The following is a 25,603-nucleotide window of genomic DNA, read 5'->3' as shown; positions in this document are numbered from 1 at the left end:
ACACACTGAAATCATGAACGCAGACGACAGGAACCTTCTGGCAGAGGGAAGCGTCGCGACCAGGCTTCCCGCTCAGGACCTGGACCGGGCGCGGCGTTTCTATTCCGAGCAGCTCGGTCTGGAGCCCGTCGACGAGCGGCCCGGTGGGCTGTTGTACCGGTGCGGAGGTGCGGAGTTCGCGCTGTTCAAGTCGACGGGAGCGTCTCCCGGCACCTTCACGCAGATGGGGTGGCAGGTCGACGACATCGAGGCAGTCGTGGCGGAGCTGAGGCGGCGCGGCGTGGTGTTCGAGGAGGTCGACGTGCCCGGCTTCCGGACGAGGAACGGGATCGCGGACATCGACGGCCACTATCCGAGCAAGGGCGCAAAGGGCGAACGCGCCGTCTGGTTCCGCGACAGCGAGGGGAACCTGCTGGGTATCGGGCAGCCGGTGTTCTGACGGGCCTTCCAGCCTTCTGAGCAGAGCGCCCGGCCGGGAGGGACGAGGCAGGTCAGTAACCCTTTGTGGCCCGCCATACCGGCCCCAGATACTCGGCGAGTTCAGATCCTTCCCGCCGCGCCAGTTCGATGAGTTCGGAGTTCCGGAGGTCACCCTCGCCGGAGGTCATGATCTCCCGCACTTCATCGGCCATCGGCAGCATTTCCGGCGAGAGGCACGCCTCCGCCGAGCCCGGGCCCTCCACTTCCTCCGCCGAACGGCGGACGTGGAGGATCAGCGCGGCCAACGCGACGTCTCTGACTTCGAGTTGCTGTGCGTCCCGAAGCCTGGCGACCTCCTGAGCCGTGACCATGAGGTCACGCGCATCGACCGTCATGTGTCTCATTGCGCCCCTGGTGCACTCGTGTCTCGTGTCTCGTGCGGACCGGCGAAGAGTACGGACGGCAGGTGAACAAGAGGGGCCGGTCACGAATCGGTGGCGTTCTTGATCAGCGGAAAGCGGCGCGGTGCCATCAGCAGCAGGACCAGGAAAGCGAGTCCGGCTGCGCAGGCCGCTCCGTAGTAGACCGCGTGGACCGCGTCGGCGACCGCGTGGCGGACGTGGTCCGAGAGGGTGCCCGAGTCGAGGGAGCGGGTGATCGCGTCCAGGTCGCCGGCGCCGCCGAGGCGGGTGGCCAGGACGCCGTTGGCGACGGCTCCGAAGAGGGCCGCGCCCAGGGTTTGGCCGGTCTGGCGGCAGAAGAGTACGGAACCGGTGGCCGTGCCGCGTTCGGACCAGACGACGATCGACTGGACGCCTATGAGCAGGGGGAGTTGGAACAGGCCGAGCGCGGCGCCGAGCAGCAGCATCAGCAGGGCCGGCTGCCAGGGTTCGCCGGGGTACGGCAGGAACGGGAACGCGAGCAGGAGGAGAGCGGCCGTGCCGATGCCGATCAGCGCCGAGTTGCGGAAACCGATCCGGCGGTACACATGCTGGCTGAGCGCCGCCGACACCGGCCAGCTCAACGTCCATACGGAGAGCACGAATCCGGCCGCTATCGGTGCGAGGCCGAGGACCGCCTGGGCGTAGGTCGGGAGGAAGACCGTCGGCGCCACCATCAGCAGACCCAGCGCGCCGAGCGCCAGATTGACCGCCGCGATGGTGCGGCGGCGCCAGACCCAGCCGGGGATGATCGGTTCGGCGGCCCGGCGTTCGATGACCACGGTGAGTGCGACGAGGGCAAGTCCCGTACCCAGCAGGGCGATTGAGGGAGCGGACAGCCAGGGCCACGCCACTCCGCCCTGCACCAGCGCCGTCAGCAGTACTCCGCCGCACGCGAAGACCGCGAGCGCGCCCGCCCAGTCGATACGAGGACGGGGGCCGGGCGTCCGCGCGGGTTCGTGCAGGTGACGGACGATCAGCCAGAGGGCCACCGCGCCGACCGGCAGGTTGATGAGGAAGATCCACCGCCAGTCCGCGTACGCCGCGAGGACGCCGCCGACCGCCGGGCCCGCGACCGCCGAGGTCGCCCAGACCGTGGACAACTTCGCCTGGATCTTGGGGCGTTGCTTCAGGGGGTAGAGATCGGCGGCGAGCGTTTGGACGGTGCCCTGGAGGGCGCCGCCGCCGAGTCCCTGGACGATACGGAAGGCGATGAGCGCCGCCATGTTCCAGGCGAGCGCGCAGAGCAGGGAGCCGAGCAGAAAGATGGCCGCGCCCGCGATCAGTACGGGCTTACGGCCGAAGGTGTCGGAGAGCTTGCCGTAGACGGGCAGCGTGACCGTCACGGCCAGCAGATAGCCCGAGAACAGCCAGGAGAAGACGGAGAAGCCGCCGAGGTCGCCCACGATCTGCGGTACGGCGGTCGACACGATCGTGGAGTCGAGCGCGGCCAGGCCCATGGCGAGCATGAGGGCGGCGACGACGGCACGGCGTTTACGGGGGTCGACCGGCCCGGCGGCCGATGGCGCGGACGGTGCGTCGGTGTCCGGCCTCGGTCCCGGCCCGGGCCCCGGTCCCTGGGTTTCCTCCTGGCTCACGGATTTCCTTTCCCCCTGCATCTATCTGCCGGAGGACACTCTCCCACTTCAGCCTCAACCTGTGGGAGGTATGTGGGAGGGATGACGCCGACTGGCCTCAAGGGTGCAGCCGACCCTTAGTACCCCTCCGCCGCCGGGTGGAGATCCCGTAGGGGTACCTCCGTACTACGGCCCGGGGAGGCTTCGTACCGCCGGAGGACGAGACGCCCCCTGCCCCCTCCTTAACCTGGCTTTACGCCGCTGAGGGCGGTGTACCGCAGCTCCGGAGGTGGGGTTTACCCCAGGAAAAGACTGCGCTGAGCACCAGCGCGCCGGACCCCCTCCCGCCGACAGACTCATTCACGTAGCAGCGCACCCAGAGCACGCAGAACACCTGGAGCACGCAGATGATGCGTGCCACCTGCTGACCGACTTAGGAGACATACCGTGACTACGGCTGTAAGCATTCCCAGGCACGGGGGCACTGGAGGGCGAACGGCCGTTGCCGCGCGGGCGCGGCAGGTCGTCAAGGCGTACGGGTCCGGGGAGACCCGAGTCGTCGCCCTGGACCACGTCGACGTGGACATCGCGCGGGGCCAGTTCACCGCGATCATGGGCCCCTCGGGGTCCGGCAAGTCCACACTGATGCACTGCCTCGCCGGCCTCGACACCGTCACCTCCGGGCAGATCTACCTGGACGAGACGGAGATCACCGGCCTCAAGGACAAGAAGCTCACGAAGCTGCGCCGGGACCGGATCGGCTTCATCTTCCAGGCCTTCAACCTGCTGCCGACGCTGAACGCGCTCGAGAACATCACGCTGCCCATGGACATAGCGGGCCGTAAGCCGGACAGGGGATGGCTCAGCCAGGTCGTCGAGACCGTCGGCCTGAGCGACCGGCTGAAGCACCGGCCGACCCAGCTCTCCGGCGGTCAGCAGCAACGCGTCGCCGTGGCACGGGCGTTGGCCGCACGGCCCGAGATCATCTTCGGTGACGAGCCGACCGGGAACCTCGACTCCCGCGCCGGCGCCGAGGTGCTCGGCTTCCTGCGGCGCTCCGTCGACGAGCTCGGCCAGACCATCGTGATGGTGACGCATGACCCGGTGGCCGCCTCGTACGCGGACCGGGTGCTGTACCTGGCCGACGGCCGGATCGTCGACGAGATGTGGAAGCCCACCGCCGAAACCGTCCTGGACCGGATGAAGGACTTCGACGCCCGGGGGCGTACGTCATGACCGTCATGAAGACCTCGATGCGCAACTTCTTCGCGCACAAGGGACGTATGGCCCTCTCGGCCGTGGCGGTCCTGCTGTCGGTGGCCTTCGTCTGCGGCACGCTCGTCTTCACCGACACGATGAACACGACGTTCGACAAGCTCTTCGCGGCCACCTCGTCCGACGTCCAGGTCAGCGCCAAGGGCGCCTCGGACACCGGTGAGACCCAGGCCGACAACGGCAAGCCGCCGGTCATGCCCGCTTCCGTGCTGGGCGAGGTGCGCAAGGCGGAGGGGGTCAAGTCCGCCGAGGGCACCGTCTTCTCCACTTCGGTGACCGTCGTCGACGCCGACAAGGACAGCCTCTCGCCCTCGGGCGGGGCTCCGACCATCGTCGGCAACTGGAACGCCAACGACGCCCGCACGATGAAGATCGCCTCCGGCAACGCCCCGCGCGGACCGGACCAGATCATGGTCGACGCCGACACCGCCGACAAGCACCACCTGAAGCTCGGCGACGAGATCGGCGTCATCACGGCGGTGGGCACGCACCGTGCCAAGGTCTCGGGCTTCGCGGAGTTCGAGGTCACCAACCCGGGTGCCGCGATCTTCTACCTGGACACGAAGACCGCGCAGCAGGCCCTGGTCGGCGACACCGGCGTCTACACCAACGTCAACGTCACCGCCGCCTCCGGCTTCAGCGACGCCCAGGTGAAGAAGAACGTCACGGCCGCGCTCGACAGCGGCTACCAGATCCAGACGGCCAAGGAGGTCGCGGACGCCAACGCCAAGGACGTCGGCGAGTTCATGGGCGTGATGAAGTACGCGATGCTCGGCTTCGCCGGGATCGCCTTCCTCGTCGGCATCTTCCTGATCATCAACACCTTCTCGATGCTGGTCGCCCAGCGGACCCGCGAGATCGGCCTGATGCGGGCCGTCGGATCGAGCCGCCGCCAGGTCAACCGGTCCGTGCTCGCCGAGGCGCTGCTCCTCGGGGTCTTCGGCTCGGTGCTCGGGGTCGGAGCGGGCGTGGGCCTGGCCATCGGCCTGATGAAGCTCATGGGCGCCACCGGCATGAACCTCTCCACCGACGACCTCACCGTCGCCTGGACCACCCCGGTCGTTGGCCTGCTGCTCGGCGTCGTGGTCACCGTGCTCGCCGCGTACCTGCCCGCCCGCCGGGCCGGCAAGGTCTCGCCGATGGCGGCGCTACGGGACTCCGGGGCCCCGGTGGACGCCAAGTCCGGTGTCATACGGGCCCTGCTGGGCCTGGTCCTGACGGGCGCGGGCGGCTACGGCCTCTACCTCGCCTCCCAGGCCGACAAGGCCAGCGAGGGCTCGATGTGGCTGGGCGGCGGTGTGGTGCTGTCGCTGATCGGCTTCGTCGTCATCGGCCCGCTGCTCGCGAGCGGCGTGGTGCGGGTGCTGGGCGCCGTGGTGCTGCGGATCTTCGGCCCGGTCGGACGGATGGCCGAGCGGAACGCACTGCGCAACCCGCGTCGTACGGGGGCGACCGGCGCCGCGCTCATGATCGGCCTCGCGCTGGTCGCGTGCCTGTCGGTGGTCGGCTCGTCGATGGTCGCGTCGGCCACGGACGAGCTGGACAAGACCGTCGGTACGGACTTCATCATCCAGTCCGACAGCGGTCAGCTGATCACGCCGCAGGCGGTGCAGGCGGCCAAGTCGGCGAAGGGCCTGGAGGGAGTCACCGAGTACAAGTGGAGCCAGGCCGACTTCACCACCCCCGACGGCAAGACACTCAAGGAAACGGCCATCACGGCGGCCGACCCGAGCTACGCCACGGACCTGAACACCGAGACGGTCGCCGGCAACCTCAAGGACGCCTACCGGCCCGACTCGATGTCCGTCCACGAGGACTTCGCCAAGAGCCACGGCATCAAGCTCGGCTCCAAGATCACCGTCGCCTTCGAAGCCGGCAGGGAGCCGGCCCGGCTGACGGTCCGCGCGATCACCAGCAGTGAGGCCGTCATCGACCAGGGGGCCATGTACACATCCATCGACACGATGGCCAAGTACGTCCCCGCCGACAAGATGCCGCTCGACGAGATGGTCTTCGCCTCGGCGAAGGACGGCCAGGAAGCGGCCGCGTACAAGTCGCTGAAGACCGCGCTGGACGACTACCCGCAGTACACCGTCCGCGACCAGACCGACTACAAGGAAGCGCTGAAGGACCAGATAGGCCAGCTTCTGAACATGATCTACGGCCTGCTCGCCCTGGCGATCATCGTCGCCATCCTGGGTGTGGTGAACACCCTGGCGCTGTCGGTGGTGGAGCGGACGAGGGAGATCGGCCTCATGCGGGCGATCGGCCTCTCGCGCCGTCAGCTGCGCCGCATGATCCGCCTGGAGTCGGTGGTGATCGCCCTGTTCGGCGCCCTCCTGGGCCTCGGCCTGGGCATGGGCTGGGGCGCCACCGCCCAGCAGCTCCTCGCCCTGGAGGGCCTGAAGGTCCTGGAGATTCCGTGGCCGACGATCATCGGGGTGTTCCTGGGGTCGGCGTTCGTGGGCCTGTTCGCGGCACTGGTACCGGCGTTCAGGGCGGGCCGCATGAACGTGCTCAACGCGATCGCTACGGAGTAGCTGCGCAGGCTGCTGTGGACGGGGGTACGGGGGGGGAGGAGCCCGGCGCTGGGGGCGCCGGGCTCCTTCAGTTTTGCGCGGGGGTGCCTCCGGCGGTTGGGCGGCTGCGGGTTGAGTGTGGCTGGTCGCGCAGTTCCTCGCGCCCCTTGGGTTTGTGGTGGGTGCGGGGCCGCGTCGGGGGTGTCCGTCCTCGGACCGGCGCGCGTTGCTGTTGGCTGGTAGAGGGTGCCGGTGTTGGCGCGCCGGCCGCTGCGGGCGCACACCCCCGCCCCGTCCCCTTGCCGCCGTGGACGGCTGCGGGGCCATGGGGGTCCGGGCTCCCTCCGGGCGGCCTTTCCGGACCGCGGGCTTACTCGGGGCGCAGGCGCCTTCCGGGCACGGGCTGCTCGGGCGCGGGCGCCTCCCGGCCGCGGGCAGTCGCAGGCTTTTAGGGGCGCGGGGAACTGCGCGACAAGCCACAACGCACCCGCAGCCGCGACACGATCCCAACACCCCACCCCGGTAGGCACCCCACCTACCCCCACAAACCCACCCACCCGCCGTAGGCGCCCACCCATCCGCCGGAGGCAGGGGGCCTGGGGGCGCAGCCCCCAGTTTCGGGAAGGGGCGGGGTTGGGGAAAGGAACCCCGCCCCCAGACCGCCGCAGACGTCACCGTTCGCGTCGAAGCACCAGATACCCCTCGGCGGACCCCGCAACGACGTACTCCGCACGAGGGTGCAACTCGTGGACGTACCCCACAGGGTCCTCGTAACGTCCGGAGGAGTTGTCCAGCGCAATGAAGTCCGGCGTCACCCCACGCGTGTTGGTGATCCAGAAGACCCGACACCGAGAGGTGAGCCGACTGATCGGCCCGATGTTGGACTCGACGGTGGCGCCGTCAGGGATGCGCCCCAGCAGCCTGTCGATGGCGGAAACATGCGCCGGCACGCTATAGGCCGTGGACTCGGTCAGCGCCCCCACCGGAAGCGTGGTCGTCAGCGCCAGCGCGGCCGAGACAACCGCGGTCGGCAGATGAAGCGCGTACGACCGCAACCACGGCCGAGCACTGTGCCGCGCAGAGGCAAGCGCGTCCGCCAGCGCGAGCACAACAACCGGCATCAGAACCGCGCTGTAGTGCCAATCCGTACCCCAGTGATGCGGATCGGAGGAAAAGAACCGCCACCCCAGCGTCGGCACGACGATCAGCAGAAGCGGGGAACGCAGGGCCAGCAGCCCGGTGGTGGGGATCAACAACCAGCCGAGGGTACGGAGTTTGGTGTCGAACCCGTCGAAGGGCCCACTCGAGTCGCTGACCTTGCTCCAGTAGTCGTAGGCATCCGTGGTGTTGAACGCAGGTATGACCAGCGTCATCGTGACCACCGTGGCCAACACGCCGAAGCCCGCGACCCCGAGCGCCCACAGGGCCGTCCGCCGAGACGACTTCCGGGCCCGCAGCGCGACGACCAGAGCGAGGGCCGCGAGGGTCAGACCAAGGTCCTCCTTGACCAGGACCAGGGGCAGGGCCCAGTACAGAGCGGCCCGCCAGCGCTGCCGCAGCAACGCCTCCAGCGAGAAGGCGATCAAAGGAACGGCGAAACAGATCTCGTGGAAGTCGAAGTCGACGGCCCGCTGAATGCCCCACGACAGCCCGTACGCGACACCGAGCGCAAGCCCGCGCTTGCGTCCGAGCAGCTGGGCGGCGGCCCGGGTGACCGGTATCGCGGACAGCGCCAGCAGCGCGGCCTGGGCGACGAGCAGCGTGACGGGGGAGGGGAAGAGCCGGTAGAAGGGGGCGAGCAGCGCGGTGACGGGGCTGAAGTGATCGCCGAGGACGTTGGCGCCGGGCCCCTTGAGATCCACGACAGGCACCTGGAAGTGCGCGTACGCGCGCACGGCCTGCTCGAAGATGCCGAGGTCCCAGGACTGGTTGCCCAGCCGCAGGTACCGGCCTATGGAGACCACGGCGTACGCCACGAACAGCACCGCGGCCAGCATGTACGGATCCCGCCGCCCGTCCAGCAGGCGGCGGAGCCCCCGGTCACGGGACGGCTCGACCGGAGCCGCACTCCGGGGCGGGTCCTGCGCGGTCCGGTCGGATTCGGACGCGGCGACGGGGGCTCCCTGCACGGGGACGGTCCTTCGGTCGGGCGGTGGGGCGCTCGGGCGGTGGGGCCAAGGGTTCGAACTGAGACGGTACCTCTGCGGTGTGTGCCCCCAGTAAGGGGCGCTGGCCCGGCTTCCTCCGCCCGAAACCCACGAAGAGGCGCCGGTCCGGCTCCCTCCCCCCGGAACCCAGACGTTATCCACAGGCCCGGCACCCGTGACCGAGCCGACGTACCCTAGGACACCCCCGGCCCGTACGACGTGTCGGGCGTTCCGCGTTGCCCAACCTCGGATGGAAGCCCCTTCATGAGCCTGCACGGTCTGCTCGATGCCGTCGTCAAGGACGCCGCTCTCACCGAAGCGGTGAAGGCCGCCACGGACGGCAACCGGATGCACATCGACGTGGTCGGGCCTCCGGCGGCCCGTCCCTTCACGATCGCCGCGCTGGCCCGCGAAACCCGTCGTACGGTCCTCGCGGTGACCGCCACGGGCCGCGAGGCCGAGGACCTGGCAGCGGCCCTCAGGTCCCTGCTGCCCCCCGACACAGTCGTGGAGTACCCGTCCTGGGAGACCCTCCCGCACGAGCGCCTCTCCCCGCGCAGCGACACCGTGGGTCGGCGGCTGGCCGTCCTGCGGCGGCTCGCCCATCCCCGCCCGGACGACCCGGAGACCGGCCCGGTCTCGGTCATCGTCTCGCCCGTGCGCTCCGTCCTCCAGCCCCAGGTCAAGGGCCTGGGCGACCTGGAGCCGGTGGCGCTGCGGACCGGCGAGAGCGCCGACCTCGGCGATGTCGTCGAGGCGCTGGCGGCAGCGGCGTACTCCCGGGTCGAACTGGTCGAGAAGCGCGGCGAGTTCGCCGTACGGGGTGGGATCCTCGACGTCTTCCCGCCCACCGAGGAGCACCCGCTGCGCGTGGAGTTCTGGGGCGACGATGTCGAGGAGATCCGTTACTTCAAGGTCGCCGACCAGCGGTCCCTCGAAATCGCCGCGCATGGCCTGTGGGCGCCGCCCTGCCGCGAGCTGCTGCTGACGGACGAGGTCCGGGAGCGGGCGGCGGCACTGGCCGAGGCGCATCCCGAGCTGGGCGAGCTGCTCGGGAAGATCGCGGAGGGCATCGCCGTCGAGGGCATGGAGTCCCTGGCTCCCGTACTCGTCGACGACATGGAGCTGCTCCTCGACGTGCTGCCCCAGGGCTCCATGGCCGTCGTATGCGATCCGGAGCGGGTCCGGACGCGGGCCTCGGACCTGGTGGCGACCTCGCAGGAGTTCCTGCAGGCGTCGTGGGCCGCCACCGCGGGTGGCGGAGACGCGCCCATCGACGTCGGCGCGGCCTCCTTGTGGTCCATCGCGGACGTCCGGGACCGGGCCCGTGAGCTGGACATGATGTGGTGGTCGGTCTCGCCCTTCGCGGCGGACGAGTCCATCGACGACACGAACGGGGACTCGCTGAAGCTCGGCATGCACGCCCCGGAGGCGTACCGCGGCGACACCGCCAGGGCGCTCGCCGACACCAAGGGCTGGCTCGCGGACGGCTGGCGTGCGGTGTTCGTCACCGAGGGCCACGGCCCGGCCGCCCGTACGGTCGAGGTCCTCGGCGGCGAGGGCATCGCGGCCCGCCTGGAGTCCGACCTCGGCAAGCTGACGCCGTCCGTTGTCCAGGTGGCGTGCGGTTCGATCGAGTTCGGCTTCGTTGATACGGCCCTGAAGCTCGCCGTCCTGACGGAGACCGACCTCACCGGTCAGAAGGCGGCGGGCAAGGACGGCGCGCGCATGCCCGCCCGGCGCCGCAAGACCATTGACCCGCTCTCCCTGGAGACGGGCGACTACATCGTCCATGAGCAGCACGGCGTCGGCCGCTATATCGAGATGGTGCAGCGGACCGTGCAGGGCGCGACCCGCGAGTACCTGGTCGTCGAGTACGCCCCCGCCAAGCGCGGCCAGCCCGGCGACCGGCTCTACATCCCGACCGACCAGCTGGAGCAGATCACCAAGTACGTGGGCGGCGAGGCCCCCACGCTGCACCGCCTGGGCGGCGCGGACTGGACGAAGACCAAGGCGCGCGCGAAAAAGGCCGTCAAGGAGATCGCCGCCGACCTGATCAGGCTCTACAGCGCGCGGATGGCAGCCCCGGGGCACGCCTTCGGCGCGGACACCCCGTGGCAGCGCGAGCTGGAGGACGCCTTCCCGTACGCGGAGACGCCCGACCAGCTGACGACCATCGCCGAGGTCAAGGAGGACATGGAGAAGACGGTCCCGATGGACCGCCTGATCTGCGGCGACGTCGGCTACGGCAAGACGGAGATCGCGGTACGGGCCGCCTTCAAGGCCGTACAGGACGGCAAGCAGGTGGCCGTGCTCGTACCGACCACCTTGCTGGTGCAGCAGCACTTTGGGACCTTCGGCGAGCGCTACTCCCAGTTCCCGGTGAACGTACGGGCCTTGTCGCGCTTCCAGTCGGACACGGAGGCGAAGGCCGTCCTGGAGGGGCTGCGGGACGGCTCGGTGGACATCGTCATCGGCACGCACCGGCTGTTCTCCGCCGAGACCAAGTTCAAGGACCTGGGGCTCGTGATCGTCGACGAGGAGCAGCGGTTCGGAGTCGAGCACAAGGAGCAGCTGAAGAAGCTGCGGGCCAACGTGGATGTGCTCACGATGTCGGCCACCCCGATCCCCAGGACCCTGGAGATGGCGGTCACGGGCATCCGCGAGATGTCCACGATCACGACGCCTCCGGAGGAGCGGCACCCGGTCCTGACCTTCGTCGGGCCGTATGAGGAGAAGCAGATCGGCGCGGCGATCCGACGCGAACTGCTGCGCGAGGGGCAGGTCTTCTACATCCACAACCGCGTCGAGTCCATCGACCGCGCGGCGGCCAGGCTCCGGCAGATCGTCCCCGAGGCGCGCATCGCCACCGCTCACGGCCAGATGTCGGAACAGGCCCTGGAACAGGTCGTCGTCGACTTCTGGGAGAAGAAGTTCGACGTCCTCGTGTCGACCACGATCGTGGAGTCCGGCATCGACATCTCCAACGCGAACACGCTGATCGTGGAGCGCGGCGACAACTTCGGCCTCTCGCAACTGCACCAGCTGCGCGGCCGGGTGGGCCGTGGCCGCGAGCGGGGATACGCGTACTTCCTGTACCCGCCGGAGAAGCCGCTGACCGAGACGGCCCACGAGCGGCTGGCGACCATCGCCCAGCACACGGAGATGGGCGCGGGCATGTACGTGGCCATGAAGGACCTGGAGATCCGCGGCGCCGGCAATCTGCTGGGTGGCGAGCAGTCGGGTCACATCGCGGGCGTCGGCTTCGACCTGTACGTACGCATGGTGGGCGAGGCGGTCGCGGACTACCGGGCGTCGCTGGAAGGCGGAGTCGAGGAAGAGGCACCGCTGGAGGTCAAGATCGAGCTCCCGGTTGACGCACACGTCCCGCACGACTACGCGCCCGGCGAGCGGCTGCGCCTCCAGGCATACCGGGCGATCGCGTCGGTGAACTCCGAGGACGACATCAAGTCCGTACGCGAGGAACTCGTCGACCGCTACGGCAAGTTGCCCGAGCCGGTGGAGAACCTCCTGCTGGTGGCCGGACTCCGCATGCTCGCGCGGGCGTGTGGCGTCGCCGAGATCGTCCTCCAGGGCAACAACATCCGCTTCGCACCGGTGGAGTTGAGGGAGTCCCAGGAGCTGCGCGTCAAGCGCTTGTACCCGGGCGTCGTCATCAAGCCCGCCGTCCACCAGGTCCTGGTCCCGCGCCCGAAGACCGCGAAGGTCGGCGGAAAGCCGCTGGTCGGGCGGGATTTGCTGGGGTGGACGGGGGAGTTCCTGGCTTCGATCCTGGGGTCGTGAGGGGCGGGCTGGGCCGGACCTTGCGTCCGGCTCAGCCCTTCCAGTCCACCTGGGTCTCCGGTACGCCCACCGACCGGGCGTACGCCTGCACTTCGGCGCGCGCCGCCGCGTCACCGCGTGCGTAGCGGAAGACTCGGCCGGCGAAGACGACGTACACCTCGGTCGTGGTGCTGAAGTCGACGTACCAACCGCCGGTCGGTGCCAGACAGTTCGCTAGTCCCTCGGCGAGTTGGCCGGCCGTGTCCTCAGGTGCACGGAAGTGCAGCAGGGTCCAGTGCTTCGGCTGATCGGCGTTGGCGTCGCCCACCGCGATGCGCTCAAGCTTCGTGACCTGGAGCGGAACGCCGCTCAACTCGGCGCCCACGCGGAGGCTTTCGGAGATCAGGACGCCGCTGAGAGTCTGCGGGGCGGGCGGCGTGGATGCCATGCGGTGCTCCTTTGCGTCGGTCCGGTCGCGACCGGAACAGCATCCCCGAAGGCATCCGGCCGCACTGCCCGGCCCTCTCGCTCGCTACCGTGAGGAACACAGCGGGAACCGCCCGGCCAGGGCAGATCCCGGGAGTCATGGGGAGGGGAGCGCGCGTGACGCTCTGGACCAGAGGGGCCGGGGTCGCGGTCGTGTTGCTTGCCGTGAGCGGGTGCAGCGCGGTGAGTACGGGGTCGGCCGGAGGCGAGGAGTCCGCGGAGCCGTCCGCTTCGGCGGGCTCCGGGCAAGCGCCCGGAGGTGAGGAGCCTGTGGAGCCGTCCGCTTCGGCGGGCTCCGGGCAGTCGGCCGGTGGCGCGGCCCTCGCCGCCGTCGACTCGCTGACCGTCAAGGGGAGGGCGCCCAGGACGGGGTACGACCGCGACAGGTTCGGCAGCCCCTGGGCCGACACCGACTCGAACGGCTGCGGGACCCGGGACGACATACTCAAACGGGATCTGAAGGACGTGAAGTTCAGGGACGGTGACTGCGAGGTCGGCTCGGGGAAGCTCGACCCGGACCCGTACACCAACGAGGACGTGACGTTCGTACGCGGCCGGAGTCAGGTCGACATAGACCACGTCGTCGCCCTGTCGGACGCCTGGCAGAAGGGCGCCCAGCAGTGGGACCCCAGCAAGCGAATAGCCCTGGCCAACGATCCGCTCAACCTCCTCGCCGTCGACGCGAGCACCAACCGCAGCAAGAGCGACGGTGACACGGCGACCTGGCTGCCGCCCAACAAGGCGTACCGCTGCACGTATGTGGCGGGGCAGGTGGCCGTGAAGAAGAAGTACGGGCTGTGGGTCACCGAGGCCGAGAAGGCCGCCATGAAGCGGGTGTTGACCGGTTGCCCGGGGCAGAAGCTTCCCTCGGGAGGGAGTCCGACGACGGCGCCGGAGCGGTTCCATGCGGACTGAGTAGCTCCGTCTGCGCTTGGCGTTACAACGGTTCGGTACAGGCAGGGACCGTTGTCGGTGTCGGCCTATACGCTCGTCTTCACATTCGTACGTCTGCTGGTATCAGGTCATCAGGAGCATCCATGCACGGCCACGGCTACGTGCCGCCACCGCCGCGACCGCCCTCGTCGGGGACGGTGGTGACGCTGCGCGTGATCCTCGTGGCGCTGCCCCTGATGACCTGCGGCTTCCTCCCCTGGCCGGCCACGCTGCGGGCCGCTCTGGTGACCCGTCGCAAGCGCGAGTGGTGGGCCTTCGCGGCCTCGATCGTGATCTGGACCTTCGCCATCGCGCTCATGAGCACCGACAACACCGAGAGCTTCACCTCCCCGGCCGGCAGCTTCGGCCTGATCCTCTTGCTGCTGAACGGCCTCGCCAGTGCCATCTACTTCCTGGTCGTGGACATCGGCCATTACGGGCGGCCCTTGGTCACGGGCAACGTGCCGCCCCAGCAGATGACCCACATGCCGCCCCAGCAGACGACTCTCTACGGCTACCCGCAGGCACCGTCGGCCGCGCAGCCGCCCGGCCCCCAGCCGCCCACCCCGCAGCCGTACGCCGGCACACCCGTCCCGGGGCCTCCGCAACCCCAGTCGACTCCCACCCCGCCGCCCCCGCAGCGCCCCGCGCCCGCCCGCATCGACCAGGTGCGCGCCGAGCTCGACGAGCTGAGTGACTACCTCCGCAAGCACGAGGACGGCAGGTGACCGTGGCGTCGGGACGTGTGATCACCGGACGCTACGAACTGTCCTCGCTCATCGGCCAGGGCGGCATGGGCCAGGTGTGGACGGCGTACGACCAGCGCCTGGACCGTCGCGTCGCGGTCAAGCTGCTGCGCCCCGACAAGGTCGCGGGCGCGGATGCCGACGAGCTGCGCCGCCGTTTCGTACGGGAGTGCCGCGTCACCGCCCAGGTCGACCACCCCGGCCTGGTCACGGTGCACGACGCGGGCACCGAGGGCGAGGAGCTGTTCCTCGTCATGCAGTACGTCGACGGGGTTGACCTCTCCGGCCACCTCGCCGAGCGCAATCCGTACCCCTGGCAGTGGGCCGTCGCGGTCGCCGCCCAGCTGTGCGCCGTACTGTCCGCAGTGCACGCCGTGCCGATCGTGCACCGCGACCTGAAGCCCCGAAACGTCATGGTCAAGCAGGACGGCACGGTCACCGTCCTCGACCTCGGTGTCGCCTCCGTCATGGACACGGACACGACCCGCCTCACCCACACCGGCTCACCCATCGGCAGCCCCGCCTATATGGCGCCCGAGCAGGCGATGGGCGGCGCGGTCGGCCCGTACACCGACCTGTACGCGCTGGGCGTGCTGCTGCACGAACTGCTCAGCGGAGATGTGCCGTTCTCCGGCTCCACCGCCCTCGGAGTGCTCCACCGGCACCTCTACGAACCGCCCGTCCCGGTACGCCAACTGCGCCCCGAGGTCCCCGAGCCGCTCGAAGCCCTCGTCCTGCGCCTGCTCGCCAAGGACCCGCAGCACCGCCCGGCGTCCGCGCAGGACACGTACGAGCAAATGCTCCCGATGCTCCCCGCGCGCGGAATCCCCAGCGTCGGCCCGCTCGACCCGACGCGCCCCTTCCTGCGCCCGCACGCCCCCTGGCCCGACCGGGCCCGCACTCCCGCAGCCCAGCCGCAGGCCACGCCCGCCGTGGACAAGCCCGATGTCGCGGGCGCCGTCGACGAGGTCAAGCGGCTCCTCGACGAGGGCCGTATCACGCAGGCCGTCGACATCCTCGGCTCGATCCTCCCGGCCGCTGCCGAGCGGCACGGCGAGCACTCGACCGTCGTCCGCACCCTGCGCAAGCAGTACGCGGCCACGCTGATGGACGACGGCCAGTTCCGCCGCGCCCTGCCCGAGCTGCGCCGCCTCGCCGACGAGCGCGCCAAGGAGGCCGGCCAGGCCGACCCGCAGTCCCTGCGCTTCCGCTACGAGGCCGCCCAGTGCCTCGAGCAGCTCGGCGAACCCGCCGCCGCGCTCGCCGAGTACAGGTCCCTGCTCCCGTACTACGAGAACCAGTACGTGGCCGGCGACCCCGAGCTCTCGTACGACGTGCGCCGCCGTATCGGCCACCTCCTGCTCGCCGTCGGCGACCGGGGCGCCGCCCACGCGACGCTCTCCCGACTGCTCGTCGATGTGGAACGCCTCCAGGGCCCGGCGCAGCCGATGGCCGCGGAGATCCGCCGGACCTTGCAGTGGCTGGGCCAAGTGCGCGGTTAGGGACGTCGTAGCGACTTCGGGGCAGTACGGAACTCCTGGCGAATCGTTGGGTCGAATGGGTGGCCGAGAGCCGGTCCCCTGCCTACCATCGATCACCGCAAGACTTTGTGCACTGCCGCACAAGCTCTCCCCAGGAGGTCTTCCTTGCACCGCCGCCGTCGCACCGCGCTCCTCCTCGCCGCCACGCTCGTCACCGCGGCGCCCCTCCTCACCGCCTGCGGAGACGAGGCGCATCCCGGTGCCGCGGCCGTCGTCGGCGACGACCGGATCACGGTCTCCCAGCTGGAGAACCGGGTGAAAGAGGTGCGCACCGCGCAGCGGGACGCCATCCCGAATGACGCCCAGTACAAACAGGCCATCGCCCAGTCCGGCGGCCTCACCCGCGAGATCCTCAACAACATGGTCCTCGACCGGGTACTGCACAGCGCCGCCCAGGACGCCGGGGTGACCGTCTCCCGCAAGGAGGTCACGAAGGTCCGGGGCGAGCTCGAGGACCAGCCGGGTGGCGTCGAGCAGTTGGAGAGGGACTGGCTGCAGACGTACGGCATTCCGCCGGAGCGGATCGACGAAAACCTCCGCCTCCAGCTCGAGGCCCAGAAACTCGCCGCCCAGCTGGGCACCGACACGAGCGGCCCCGCCTTCTGGAAGGCCCTCTCCGACGCCTCCAAGAAGCTCGACGTCGACCTGAACCCGCGCTACGGCACCTGGGACCCCGAGAAGAACAGCCGCGTCGAGGCCAAGCTGCCGTGGCTGCGCCAGGTCACGCAGGCGGGCAGCCAGGAGACCGCGTAACCGCTGTCCCCACCTGCTGCCTCTGCTGACCTTGTTGTCAGTGGCGTGGGTTACGTTCGAGGGGTGAACGCATCCAGCCCGGGGCGCATCGTCCTGCTCACCACCAGCCATCGCGTCGCGCCCGGACTCCTGTCCTGGCCCGCCTGGCAGGCCCTGCACGACGCCGACCGCGTCCTGTGCGCGGACGGCGCCCACCCCCAGCTGCCGTATCTGCGCGAGGCGGGCGTCAAGGTCGACGAGGCCGCCCCGACCGCCGAGGAACTCGTCGACGCCTGCGCCGGCGGCCACACGGTGACCGTGGTCGCCACAGGCGAGGGCGAGCCCCAACTGACCGACGGGCTCGCCCGCCTGGCCGGCTCCGGCCGCGTCCAGATGCCCGACCTCGAACTGCTCCCCGCCTCGTACGACCTCCCCGGCGCCCGCCTCCTCGACCTCGTCCAGGTCATGGACCGCATCCGCGCCGAATGCCCCTGGTCGTCCCAGCAGACCCACAAGGGCCTCGCGAAATACGGCATCGAGGAGGCGTACGAACTGGTCGAGGCGATCGAGGAGGGCGACCGTCACGAACTGCGTGAGGAACTGGGCGATGTCCTGCTCCAGGTCGTCTTCCACGCCCGGATAGCGGAGGAGGATCCCGAGGAGCCCTTCTCGGTGGACGACGTGGCGGCCACCATCGTCACCAAACTCATCCACCGCCACCCCCACGTCTTCGGCGACGAAACCGCCACGACCCCCGAAGAGGTCAAGGCCCACTGGCTGCGCACCAAGGCGGCGGAAAAGCAGCGCACGTCCGTGACGGAGGGCGTGCCGCTCGGCCAGCCCGGACTGGCCCTGGCGGCGAAGCTGGCATCTCGTGTACGTACAGCGGGACTTGAGGTGCCGATACCGCAGGGCGAGGGCGTCGGTTACGAGCTGTTGGCGATGGCGGCTCGCGCCGAGGCGGAGGGGGTGGACCCGGAGGCGGCGTTGCGGGCTGCCGCGCGGGCTTACCGGGATGCGATACGGGCGACGGAGGGCTCGGAGTGAGGTAAGCGGCGGACGCGGAACTCCCGAGGACGGCCACCATCAAGGGCGTACGGCTGTGAACTCCACGGGAAGGTTGCGCAGCCCGCGCATGATCAGGCCTCCTCGCCAGCGCAGGTCCGCGGGATCGGCGGCCAGCCGGAGATCGGGCAGGCGGTGCAGCAGGGTGCCCAGGGCGGTGCGGCCTTCGAGGCGGGCGAGGGGGGCGCCGAGGCAGTAGTGGATGCCGTGTCCGTAGCCGAGGTGCTGGTTGTCCCGGCGGGAGAGGTCGAGTGTGTCCGGCTCGCTGAAGCGGGCGGGGTCACGGTCGGCGGCGGCGAGGACCACGAGCACAGGGTCACCGGAGGCGATGCGCTGCCCGCCGATTTCGAGAGGCTCGGTTGCGTAGCGCCAGGTGGCCAGCTCGACCGGGCCGTCATAACGGAGTAGCTCTTCGATGCCTGTGTCGAGCAGTTCTTGTTCGCCACGCTCTATCGACTGCTGTAGCTGCCCGCGCTGCTTCGGATTGCGCAGTAGCGCGTATGTGCCGTTGCCGATGAGGTTGATGGTCGTTTCGAAGCCGGCGAAGAGGAGGACGAAGCACATGGCCGCGGCTTCGTTCTCGGTGAGGTGTTCGCCGTGGTCGGAGGCGCGGATGAGCCCGGAGATGAGGTCTTCGCCGGGGTCGGGGGTGGCCGGAAGTGCCTCCCGTTTGCGGTGGATCAGCTCGGCGAGATAGCCGCGCATCTTCTTCACCGACCGCGCGACCCCGCCGCGTGGCCCGCCGCCGTGCCGGATCATCATCCCCGCCCAGTCCCGGAAATCGTCCTGGTCCTCGCGCGGGACGCCGAGCAGATCGCAGATCGCGTAGATAGGGAGGGGGAACGCGAACTCGTGGATGAGGTCGGCGGAGCCCTTGGGCGCGAACTGGTCGATGAGGTGATCGGTCAACTCCTGGACCCGAGGCGCGAATTCGGCCACGCGACGCGGGGTGAACGCCTTGGAGACGAGCCGACGGAGCCGTGTGTGGTCCGGCGGATCGATGTTGAGCAGATGGGTCATGAGGTTGGCACTGCGCTCACCCGGAATGCCCGTCTTGGCCTTGCCGTGGGCGTCCTCGGAATGGTGCACGGGATTCTTGGAAAGTCGCTGGTCGGCCAGGGCCTGCTTGGCGTCCGCATACCGGGTCACGAGCCACGCCTCGACGCCGCTGGGAAGCGTGGTGCGGTGCACGGGCGAATGCTCCCGGAGCCACGCATAGGCGGGGTACGGGTCGGTGGCGAACTCCCAAGTGAAGAGTTCGGGTCGGATATGCGGCGCGTTCACGAGGTGACGGTACCGTCTCGCAACTGACGAACCCCCAGCTCAAAGGTGACGTATTCTCAAGTCCGTGATCTTTACGTGATCTGCGCTACATCTACTGGTGACAAGTGATCGAGTCCCACTAGGTTCTCGCGAAAGCGCACCTCAGCAGTCTCATTGGTCACACCCAGGTCACCCACTGTCGCGTGAAAGGCAACCGCATGCTCTCCGGGAACGGTCGACACCGTCGCCCCCGTCAGGCACCGGCTCTCTTGGTGGCGGCGGGGGTGACCGGATCGGCCCTCGCGATCCCTCTGCTCGCGGCGAGCGGCGCGAGTGCCGCCAGTGATGCGACCTGGGACGCGGTCGCGGAGTGCGAGAGCGGCGGCTCCTGGAGCGCCAACTCCGGCAACGGGCAGTACGGCGGCCTCCAGATGACCCAGGAGGAGTGGGAGCAGTACGGCGGTCTCGACTACGCGATGAGCGCCGATTTGGCGAGTCGCTCGCAGCAGATAGCCGTCGCCGAGAAGGTCCTCGCAGACCGGGGCACGAGCCCCTGGGCGACCTGCGGACTCGTCGCGGGCCTCACGCAGAACTCCGACTCGCCCGACGTGGATACGGGCTTGGCGCAGGACTCGCCCGCTCCGAGCCCGACTCCGTCCAACGAGGCGGAGTCGGGGTCGAGTTCGGGGGCGGATTCGGGCACCGGCTCGGACACCGGCTCCGGGTCGGAGGCGGGTTCGGGCGCGGACTCGGACTCCGGCTCCGATTCGGGGCAGACGTCAAGTGGCGGCTCCGTAAAGGGTGATTCATCCGGTACGTCGGGTGCGTCCGACTCATCCGATACGTCCGCCGACTCGGACTCGTCCGGTACATCCGAATCGTCCACCGGCACTTCACAGGACTCCGGCAGCGATTCCACAGCCGAAACGCCGAGCCCCGAGAGCTCGCCAAGCCCTCCGACGGACACGACGAACGAGGGCGACTCGGACAACTCCGGCGAAAACGCCGACTCTTCGGGCGGCGAGAGTGAGAGCACAAACACAGACGAGGGCACCGGCCGCCACCGTGGCGACAGTGCCGAAGAGGGCGCCGAGGACTCCCGTACGGACGACTCCACCGGCCGGCACGCCTCCCGTGGCGACGACGCCTCGCGCGAGGCGGCGGACGCCCAGGACGGCTCGTACACCGTCCGCTCCGGTGACAGTCTCTCGGCGATCGCCGACTCCCATGGCCTCCAAGGTGGATGGGCCGGGTTGTATGCAGCGAACGAGTACACGGTCGGCGCCGACCCGGATCTCATCCTTCCCGGTCAGCGCCTTGAACTCGGCACAGACTGAGGGGTGTGCAAGGTGCCGAACCCGACCAAAAGCGGCGGCAGTTCGGGCCAGATGTCCGGTTTGATGAGAGTGAGACATGGATCTCAAAGGGCCTGATCGACTTTGAAATTCGGCGGATCGCATGTTTACGGTCGTGACCGCTCGCCACAGCGGGCCCCGACGGACGTCACGCCGAATCCTGCCAACGTCCGTACGGGAACAGTCGTCGCGTAAAGCGCCGTAGGCAGGAGCGGGGGACCCAAGGTAAGTGCCGGGCCCGGTCGTCGAGACCGGGTGCGGCTTGGGGTGAAGTCGTGCGGAGCGATCCGTACGGCCGGGCAACTCACCAGGCCCGAACCCGACAGCTCACCTCGTAGGCGTCGGTGAGGGGATCTCTTCATGCTGCTTTCCGGCAAGGGCAAGCACCGTCGCCCGTCCAAGGCCAGCCAAATAGCCACGCTCGCCGGTGTCACCGGTGCCGCCATCGCCGCCCCGCTGATGGTGTCGGGTACGGCCTCTGCCGCCACCGCCTCCGAGTGGGACGCCGTCGCCCAGTGCGAGTCGGGCGGTAACTGGAAGATCAACACCGGCAACGGCTACTACGGCGGTCTGCAGTTCTCCGCCTCCACCTGGTCCGGTTACGGCGGCACGAAGTACGCCGCCACCGCCGACCAGGCCTCCAAGGCCCAGCAGATCGAGATCGCCGAGAAGGTCCTCGCGGGTCAGGGCAAGGGTGCCTGGCCGGTCTGCGGCAAGGGGCTGTCGAACGCCGCGTACAACGGCGGCGGCTCGGACTCCGGTGCCGCGCAGCAGAACACCCAGCAGTCCCAGCAGCAGAGCGCGCCGGCCCAGGAGGAGCGTGCCTCGCGTTCCGCGGACCGCCCGGCTGCCAAGAAGACCGTCACCACCCCGACCGGCAAGAAGGTCAAGAAGGGCGACGGCGAGTACAAGGTCGTCAAGGGTGACACCCTCAGCGCGATCGCTTCGGAGAACGACGTCAAGGGCGGCTGGCAGAAGCTGCACAAGCTGAACGACGACATCGTCGACGACGCGAACGTCATCTACCCGGGCCAGCAGCTGCACCTCAGCTGACACCGAGCCCCCGGCTCAGCTGAAGCCCAGCCCCCAGCGCGGCGTCAGCTGAGCCCCGAGCTCGGCCGAAGCCGAGTCCCCCAACTCGGCCGAAGCTGAGCCCCCGGACAGTCCCGCACCGGTGCGTCTTCCCCCGTACGCACCGGTGCGGGACTTTTCTGTCCCCCTACTCGTCCCCTGCTCGTCCCTACTCGTCCCTCTACTTGTCCAGCCCTCGCTTTGTTCCGTTCGGAAACAATTTACTTTCGGTTCGGTCCATGCGAGGGGCGGACGGCTGGCCGATCGCCCGGAGCCGGTTAGGCTCGTCATCGCGGAGCCGCCGCGGCTTCGCGCTGTGCGGGCCCAGCGGCCCGCGTCACCGCGTCACATCCCAGAAGGAGATGCTCGTGCCGTCCATCGACGTCGTCGTAGCCCGGGAAATCCTGGACTCCCGAGGCAATCCCACGGTCGAGGTCGAGGTTGGCCTCGACGACGGCAGCACGGGTCGTGCCGCCGTTCCGTCCGGCGCCTCCACGGGCGCCTTCGAGGCCGTCGAACTCCGCGACGGAGACGCCAACCGCTACCTCGGCAAGGGTGTCGAGAAGGCGGTCCTCGCCGTCATCGAGCAGCTCGGCCCGGAGCTCGTCGGTTACGACGCCACCGAGCAGCGGCTGATCGACCAGGCCATGATCGACCTGGACGCCACCGACAACAAGGGCTCGCTCGGCGCCAACGCCATCCTCGGCGTCTCCCTCGCCGTCGCCCACGCCGCCTCCGAGGCCAGCGACCTCCCGCTGTTCCGTTACCTGGGCGGGCCGAACGCGCACCTGCTGCCGGTCCCGATGATGAACATCCTGAACGGCGGCTCGCACGCCGACTCCAACGTGGACATCCAGGAGTTCATGATCGCCCCCATCGGTGCGGAGTCCTTCTCCGAGGCGCTGCGCTGGGGCGCCGAGGTCTACCACACCCTCAAGAAGGTGCTGAAGACCAAGGGCCTGTCCACCGGCCTCGGCGACGAGGGCGGCTTCGCCCCGAACCTCGAGTCCAACCGTGCCGCCCTCGACCTCATCATCGAGGCCATCAAGGAGGCCGGCTACCAGCCCGGCGAGCAGGTCGCCCTCGCCCTCGACGTCGCCGCCTCCGAGTTCTACAAGGACGGCGTCTACGTCTTCGAGGGCAAGGAGCGCTCGGCCGCCGAGATGACGGAGTACTACGAGGACCTCGTCGCCTCGTACCCGCTCGTCTCCATCGAGGACCCGCTGTTCGAGGACGACTGGGCCGGCTGGAAGGTCATCACCGACAAGATCGGCGACAAGGTCCAGATCGTCGGCGACGACCTCTTCGTCACCAACCCGGAGCGCCTGGCCCGCGGTATCGAGGAGGGCTCCGCCAACGCCCTGCTGGTCAAGGTCAACCAGATCGGCTCGCTGACCGAGACCCTGGACGCCGTCGAGATGGCCCAGCGCAACGGCTTCAAGTGCATGATGTCCCACCGCTCCGGCGAGACCGAGGACGTCACCATCGCCGACCTCGCCGTCGCCACCAACTGCGGCCAGATCAAGACCGGCGCCCCGGCCCGCTCGGACCGCGTCGCCAAGTACAACCAGCTGCTGCGCATCGAGGAGATCCTCGACGACGCCGCGGTGTACGCGGGCCGCTCGGCGTTCCCCCGCTACAAGGGCTGACCTGCTTGCAGGCACCTCCTTGCCTACGTCCCCGTACGCGGTCCCGTACCGTGTGCGGGGACGTACGCGTGTGGGTGCAGGGGAGGCATGACATGGCCGGGAAGGACCGGGACCGGTTCTCCACCGCGACCAGGCTGCGGCTGCTCGGCGAGCAGACGGCGGCACGCGTCTACCGCTCCCAGACCAGGCGCCAGGCCCGCCGTTCCCGGCTGACCGGGCGGGCCGCACTCCTCGCCCTCGTCCTGTGCACCCTCGTCGTCGCCCTCGCGTATCCGACCCGGCAGTACGTCTCCCAGCGCGCCGAGATCGCCGAACTCGAGCGGGAACGGCAGCAGGCCCGTGAGCGCGTCGAGCAACTGCGCGACCTCAAGGCACGCTGGCAGGACGACGCGTACGCCGAGCAGCGGATCCGCGAGCGCCTGCACTACGTGAAGCCGGGCGAGACCGGCTACATCATGATCGATCCGAACGCGGCGAAGAAGTCGCGTACGACGCAGGGGGCGGCCGCCCGCCCCTGGTACGCCAATGTCTGGGACGGGGTCGACAAGGCCGACCGCGCCGACCAGTGATTGCTGAATGTGCTGAATGCTGAACGTGACGAGAAAGACGGCTATGGACACCCCCCCGCCTCCCACTCCGCGAACCGAGCCCACCGACGCGGACGTCGAGGCCTTCAAGCAGCAGCTCGGCCGCCCGCCGCGCGGTCTGCGCGCGATCGCGCACCGTTGCCCGTGCGGTCAGCCCGACGTGGTCGAGACAGCGCCGCGACTGCCGGACGGTACGCCGTTCCCGACGACGTACTACCTGACATGCCCCCGCGCCGCCTCCGCGATCGGCACCCTCGAAGCGAACGGTGTCATGAAGGAGATGACGGAACGCCTGGCCGAGGACCCCGAGCTGGCCGCCGCGTACCGCGCCGCCCACGAGGACTACCTAGCCCGCCGCGACGCCATCGAGGTCCTGGAGGGCTTCCCCAGCGCGGGCGGCATGCCGGACCGCGTGAAGTGCCTGCACGTACTCGTGGCCCACTCCCTGGCCGCGGGCCCCGGAGTGAACCCGCTGGGCGACGAGGCGCTCGCGATGCTGCCCGAGTGGTGGTGGAAGGGGCCGTGCGTGATGCCGTTCCAGTCCCAGGACGACCTCCTGAAGCTCGGCGCCAACGGCGGAGGCTTCATCGGTGTTGAGGAAACTCAGGACGAGGAAGGTGGCGAGAAGTGACACGCGTCGCCGCCGTCGACTGCGGTACGAACTCCATCCGCCTCCTGGTCGCCGACGCGGACCCCGGAACCGGTGAACTCGTCGACCTGGACCGGCGGATGACCATCGTCCGCCTCGGCCAGGGCGTCGACCGTACGGGTCGCCTCGCGCCCGAGGCCCTGGAGCGGACGTTCGCCGCCTGCAAGGAGTACGCGGCGGTCATCAAGGAGCACGGAGCGGAGCGCGTCCGTTTCGTGGCGACCTCCGCATCCCGGGACGCCGAGAACCGCGACGACTTCGTACGGGGCGTCCTGGACATCCTCGGTGTCGAGCCCGAGGTCATCACCGGTGACCAGGAGGCGGAGTTCTCCTTCACCGGCGCGACCAAGGAACTGAGCGGCCGGACGGACCTCGCCAAGCCCTACCTGGTCGTGGACATCGGCGGCGGCTCCACCGAGTTCGTCGTCGGCGACGACCACGTACGCGGCGCACGCTCGGTCGACATCGGCTGCGTACGCATGACGGAACGCCACCTCGTGCATGACGGGGTGGTCGCCGATCCGCCGACTCCCGCTCAGATCGACGCCATGCGCGCCGACATCGAGGCGGCTCTGGATCTCGTAGAGCAGAGCGTGCCGCTGCACGAGGCCCACACGCTGGTCGGCCTCGCGGGTTCCGTCACCACGGTGTCGGCGATCGCGCAGAACCTCCCGGCGTACGACCCGGGCGCCATCCACCACTCCCGGGTCCCGTACGCCCGCGTCCGCGAGATCACCGAGTCCCTGCTGGCCTCCACCCACGCCGAGCGCGCCGCGATCCCCTCGATGCACCCGGGCCGGGTGGACGTCATCGGCGCCGGCGCCCTCCTACTCCTCTCGATCATGGAACGGATCGGTGCGGAGGAGGTCGTCGTGAGCGAGCACGACATCCTTGATGGGATCGCGTGGAAGGCCGCGGAGGACCTTCAGTAGCCCTTCAGTAGCTCTTCAAGGGGCCGCTAAGCTACCCGCAGGTAGCCTCCCCTGAGCGGCTCCGGTAACGTATGAGCGCGCCTGAGGGGCTCCAGAAGCCCCTCGGAAACGTCTCGTCGAGAAAGTTCGTGAAGTTCTTCACAAGGAAATCGACCCTGCTGAGGGAGGTTTTTACGTCCCGAGGCGCCCCTGGAGCCATACGGGGTTCCGGCGCGGAGGTGCAGAACAATTTTCGCGGGCGGCGGGAGACGGCGAATCAGACGACTGGTTCACCTGGCTCGCAGGCCCAAAGAGCAGCTCACGCGGTGTTGACAACGCCCCAAAGCACCCCATGGTTCCTCCGTGGAGGCGGGGGCCGGGAATGCGAGCCGGGCAGTGTAGCAGAGGGTGCGATGGAGCTTGTGAAGGGGCGCACGAGCTACCCCCCTTTGGC

20 protein-coding genes and 1 riboswitch are annotated in these 25,603 nt (G+C 69.4%); of the genes, 15 read left to right on the top strand and 5 right to left on the bottom strand.

From position 1 onward, the window contains the following. Window positions 1–13 precede the first annotated feature (13 nt). Entirely contained in the window at window positions 14–439 is a 426-nt protein-coding gene (locus ACQEVY_RS17950) for a VOC family protein (protein WP_432949636.1), read from the top strand. Between the two features lie 52 nt (window positions 440–491). Here the strand turns inward: ACQEVY_RS17950 and ACQEVY_RS17945 are convergent, their stop codons facing one another. Both ACQEVY_RS17945 and ACQEVY_RS17940 read right to left on the bottom strand, forming a co-directional pair. Then, window positions 492–815 carry a hypothetical protein gene (locus ACQEVY_RS17945; protein WP_432949634.1) on the bottom strand — a complete coding sequence of 108 codons (324 nt, stop codon included), beginning with the start codon at window positions 813–815 and terminating at the stop codon, window positions 492–494. Window positions 816–904: 89 nt separating this feature from the next. Further along, window positions 905–2,458 carry an MFS transporter gene (locus ACQEVY_RS17940; RefSeq protein ID WP_432949632.1) on the bottom strand — a complete coding sequence of 518 codons (1,554 nt, stop codon included), beginning with the start codon at window positions 2,456–2,458 and terminating at the stop codon, window positions 905–907. 426 nt (window positions 2,459–2,884) lie between these two features. On the opposite strand from ACQEVY_RS17940, the gene ACQEVY_RS17935 reads away from it, so the two are divergent. Beyond that, window positions 2,885–3,673 carry an ABC transporter ATP-binding protein gene (locus ACQEVY_RS17935; RefSeq protein WP_432949630.1) on the top strand — a complete coding sequence of 263 codons (789 nt, stop codon included), beginning with the start codon at window positions 2,885–2,887 and terminating at the stop codon, window positions 3,671–3,673. Next, entirely contained in the window at window positions 3,670–6,252 is a 2,583-nt protein-coding gene (locus ACQEVY_RS17930; RefSeq protein ID WP_432949628.1) for an ABC transporter permease, read from the top strand. Before ACQEVY_RS17935 ends, ACQEVY_RS17930 begins: the two co-directional genes overlap by 4 nt. A gap of 650 nt (window positions 6,253–6,902) precedes the next feature. Here the strand turns inward: ACQEVY_RS17930 and ACQEVY_RS17925 are convergent. Then, window positions 6,903–8,228: a DUF2079 domain-containing protein gene (locus ACQEVY_RS17925; protein ID WP_432955283.1), complete on the bottom strand. Its 1,326-nt coding sequence runs from the start codon at window positions 8,226–8,228 to the stop codon at window positions 6,903–6,905. Window positions 8,229–8,642: 414 nt separating this feature from the next. Between ACQEVY_RS17925 and mfd the strand changes: the two genes are divergently transcribed. After that, window positions 8,643–12,182, top strand: coding sequence for a transcription-repair coupling factor (mfd, locus tag ACQEVY_RS17920; RefSeq protein ID WP_432949626.1), 3,540 nt, complete (start codon window positions 8,643–8,645; stop codon window positions 12,180–12,182). A 31-nt stretch (window positions 12,183–12,213) separates the two neighbouring features. Here the strand turns inward: mfd and ACQEVY_RS17915 are convergent, their stop codons facing one another. Further along, window positions 12,214–12,609, bottom strand: a complete 396-nt coding sequence (locus tag ACQEVY_RS17915; RefSeq protein ID WP_432949624.1) for a hypothetical protein — start codon at window positions 12,607–12,609, stop codon at window positions 12,214–12,216. Window positions 12,610–12,764: 155 nt separating this feature from the next. Between ACQEVY_RS17915 and ACQEVY_RS17910 the strand changes: the two genes are divergently transcribed. The 5 genes from ACQEVY_RS17910 (at window position 12,765) to ACQEVY_RS17890 (ending at window position 17,646) form a co-directional block, all read left to right on the top strand. Then, on the top strand, window positions 12,765–13,562 hold the full coding sequence (locus ACQEVY_RS17910; protein ID WP_432949622.1) for an HNH endonuclease family protein: 798 nt from the start codon (window positions 12,765–12,767) through the stop codon (window positions 13,560–13,562). 122 nt (window positions 13,563–13,684) lie between these two features. Next, a complete protein-coding gene (locus tag ACQEVY_RS17905) occupies window positions 13,685–14,308 on the top strand; it encodes a hypothetical protein (protein WP_432949620.1) in 624 nt (207 codons plus the stop codon). Between the two features lie 38 nt (window positions 14,309–14,346). Then, window positions 14,347–15,828 (top strand): protein kinase domain-containing protein, encoded by a 1,482-nt coding sequence (locus tag ACQEVY_RS17900; protein WP_432955281.1) that lies wholly within the window; start codon window positions 14,347–14,349, stop codon window positions 15,826–15,828. Window positions 15,829–15,972: 144 nt separating this feature from the next. Next, entirely contained in the window at window positions 15,973–16,620 is a 648-nt protein-coding gene (locus tag ACQEVY_RS17895; RefSeq protein WP_432949618.1) for a SurA N-terminal domain-containing protein, read from the top strand. Window positions 16,621–16,665: 45 nt separating this feature from the next. Further along, window positions 16,666–17,646 carry a nucleoside triphosphate pyrophosphohydrolase gene (locus ACQEVY_RS17890; protein ID WP_432949616.1) on the top strand — a complete coding sequence of 327 codons (981 nt, stop codon included), beginning with the start codon at window positions 16,666–16,668 and terminating at the stop codon, window positions 17,644–17,646. Between the two features lie 39 nt (window positions 17,647–17,685). On the opposite strand, the gene ACQEVY_RS17885 is transcribed toward ACQEVY_RS17890, so the two are convergent. Next, window positions 17,686–18,948: a cytochrome P450 family protein gene (locus tag ACQEVY_RS17885; protein WP_432949614.1), complete on the bottom strand. Its 1,263-nt coding sequence runs from the start codon at window positions 18,946–18,948 to the stop codon at window positions 17,686–17,688. Window positions 18,949–19,211: 263 nt separating this feature from the next. Here ACQEVY_RS17885 and ACQEVY_RS17880 point away from each other — a divergent pair, with 263 nt between their 5' ends. The 6 genes from ACQEVY_RS17880 to ACQEVY_RS17855 all read left to right on the top strand — a co-directional run bounded on the left by ACQEVY_RS17880 (window position 19,212) and on the right by ACQEVY_RS17855 (window position 25,170). Then, window positions 19,212–20,264 carry a transglycosylase family protein gene (locus ACQEVY_RS17880; RefSeq protein WP_432949612.1) on the top strand — a complete coding sequence of 351 codons (1,053 nt, stop codon included), beginning with the start codon at window positions 19,212–19,214 and terminating at the stop codon, window positions 20,262–20,264. A 205-nt stretch (window positions 20,265–20,469) separates the two neighbouring features. Further along, window positions 20,470–20,638: riboswitch (cyclic di-AMP (ydaO/yuaA leader) on the top strand. 4 nt (window positions 20,639–20,642) lie between these two features. After that, the gene (locus ACQEVY_RS17875) at window positions 20,643–21,335 is read left to right on the top strand and encodes a transglycosylase family protein (protein ID WP_432949610.1); all 693 of its coding nucleotides are present in this window, start codon (window positions 20,643–20,645) and stop codon (window positions 21,333–21,335) included. 380 nt (window positions 21,336–21,715) lie between these two features. Then, window positions 21,716–23,002: a phosphopyruvate hydratase gene (gene eno, locus ACQEVY_RS17870; RefSeq protein WP_432949608.1), complete on the top strand. Its 1,287-nt coding sequence runs from the start codon at window positions 21,716–21,718 to the stop codon at window positions 23,000–23,002. A 92-nt stretch (window positions 23,003–23,094) separates the two neighbouring features. Continuing rightward, window positions 23,095–23,571, top strand: coding sequence for an FtsB family cell division protein (locus ACQEVY_RS17865; RefSeq protein ID WP_432949606.1), 477 nt, complete (start codon window positions 23,095–23,097; stop codon window positions 23,569–23,571). A gap of 43 nt (window positions 23,572–23,614) precedes the next feature. Continuing rightward, a complete protein-coding gene (locus tag ACQEVY_RS17860; protein ID WP_432949604.1) occupies window positions 23,615–24,220 on the top strand; it encodes a DUF501 domain-containing protein in 606 nt (201 codons plus the stop codon). Beyond that, the gene (locus ACQEVY_RS17855; protein WP_432949602.1) at window positions 24,217–25,170 is read left to right on the top strand and encodes an exopolyphosphatase; all 954 of its coding nucleotides are present in this window, start codon (window positions 24,217–24,219) and stop codon (window positions 25,168–25,170) included. Before ACQEVY_RS17860 ends, ACQEVY_RS17855 begins: the two co-directional genes overlap by 4 nt. Window positions 25,171–25,603: the final 433 nt, after the last annotated feature.

This window comes from Streptomyces sp. CA-288835, assembly GCF_050936385.1.
Taxonomy (GTDB): Bacteria; Actinomycetota; Actinomycetes; order Streptomycetales; family Streptomycetaceae; genus Streptomyces.
Note: the sequence above shows the minus strand (reverse complement) of the source record. Positions and strands in the feature narration are given on the sequence as shown.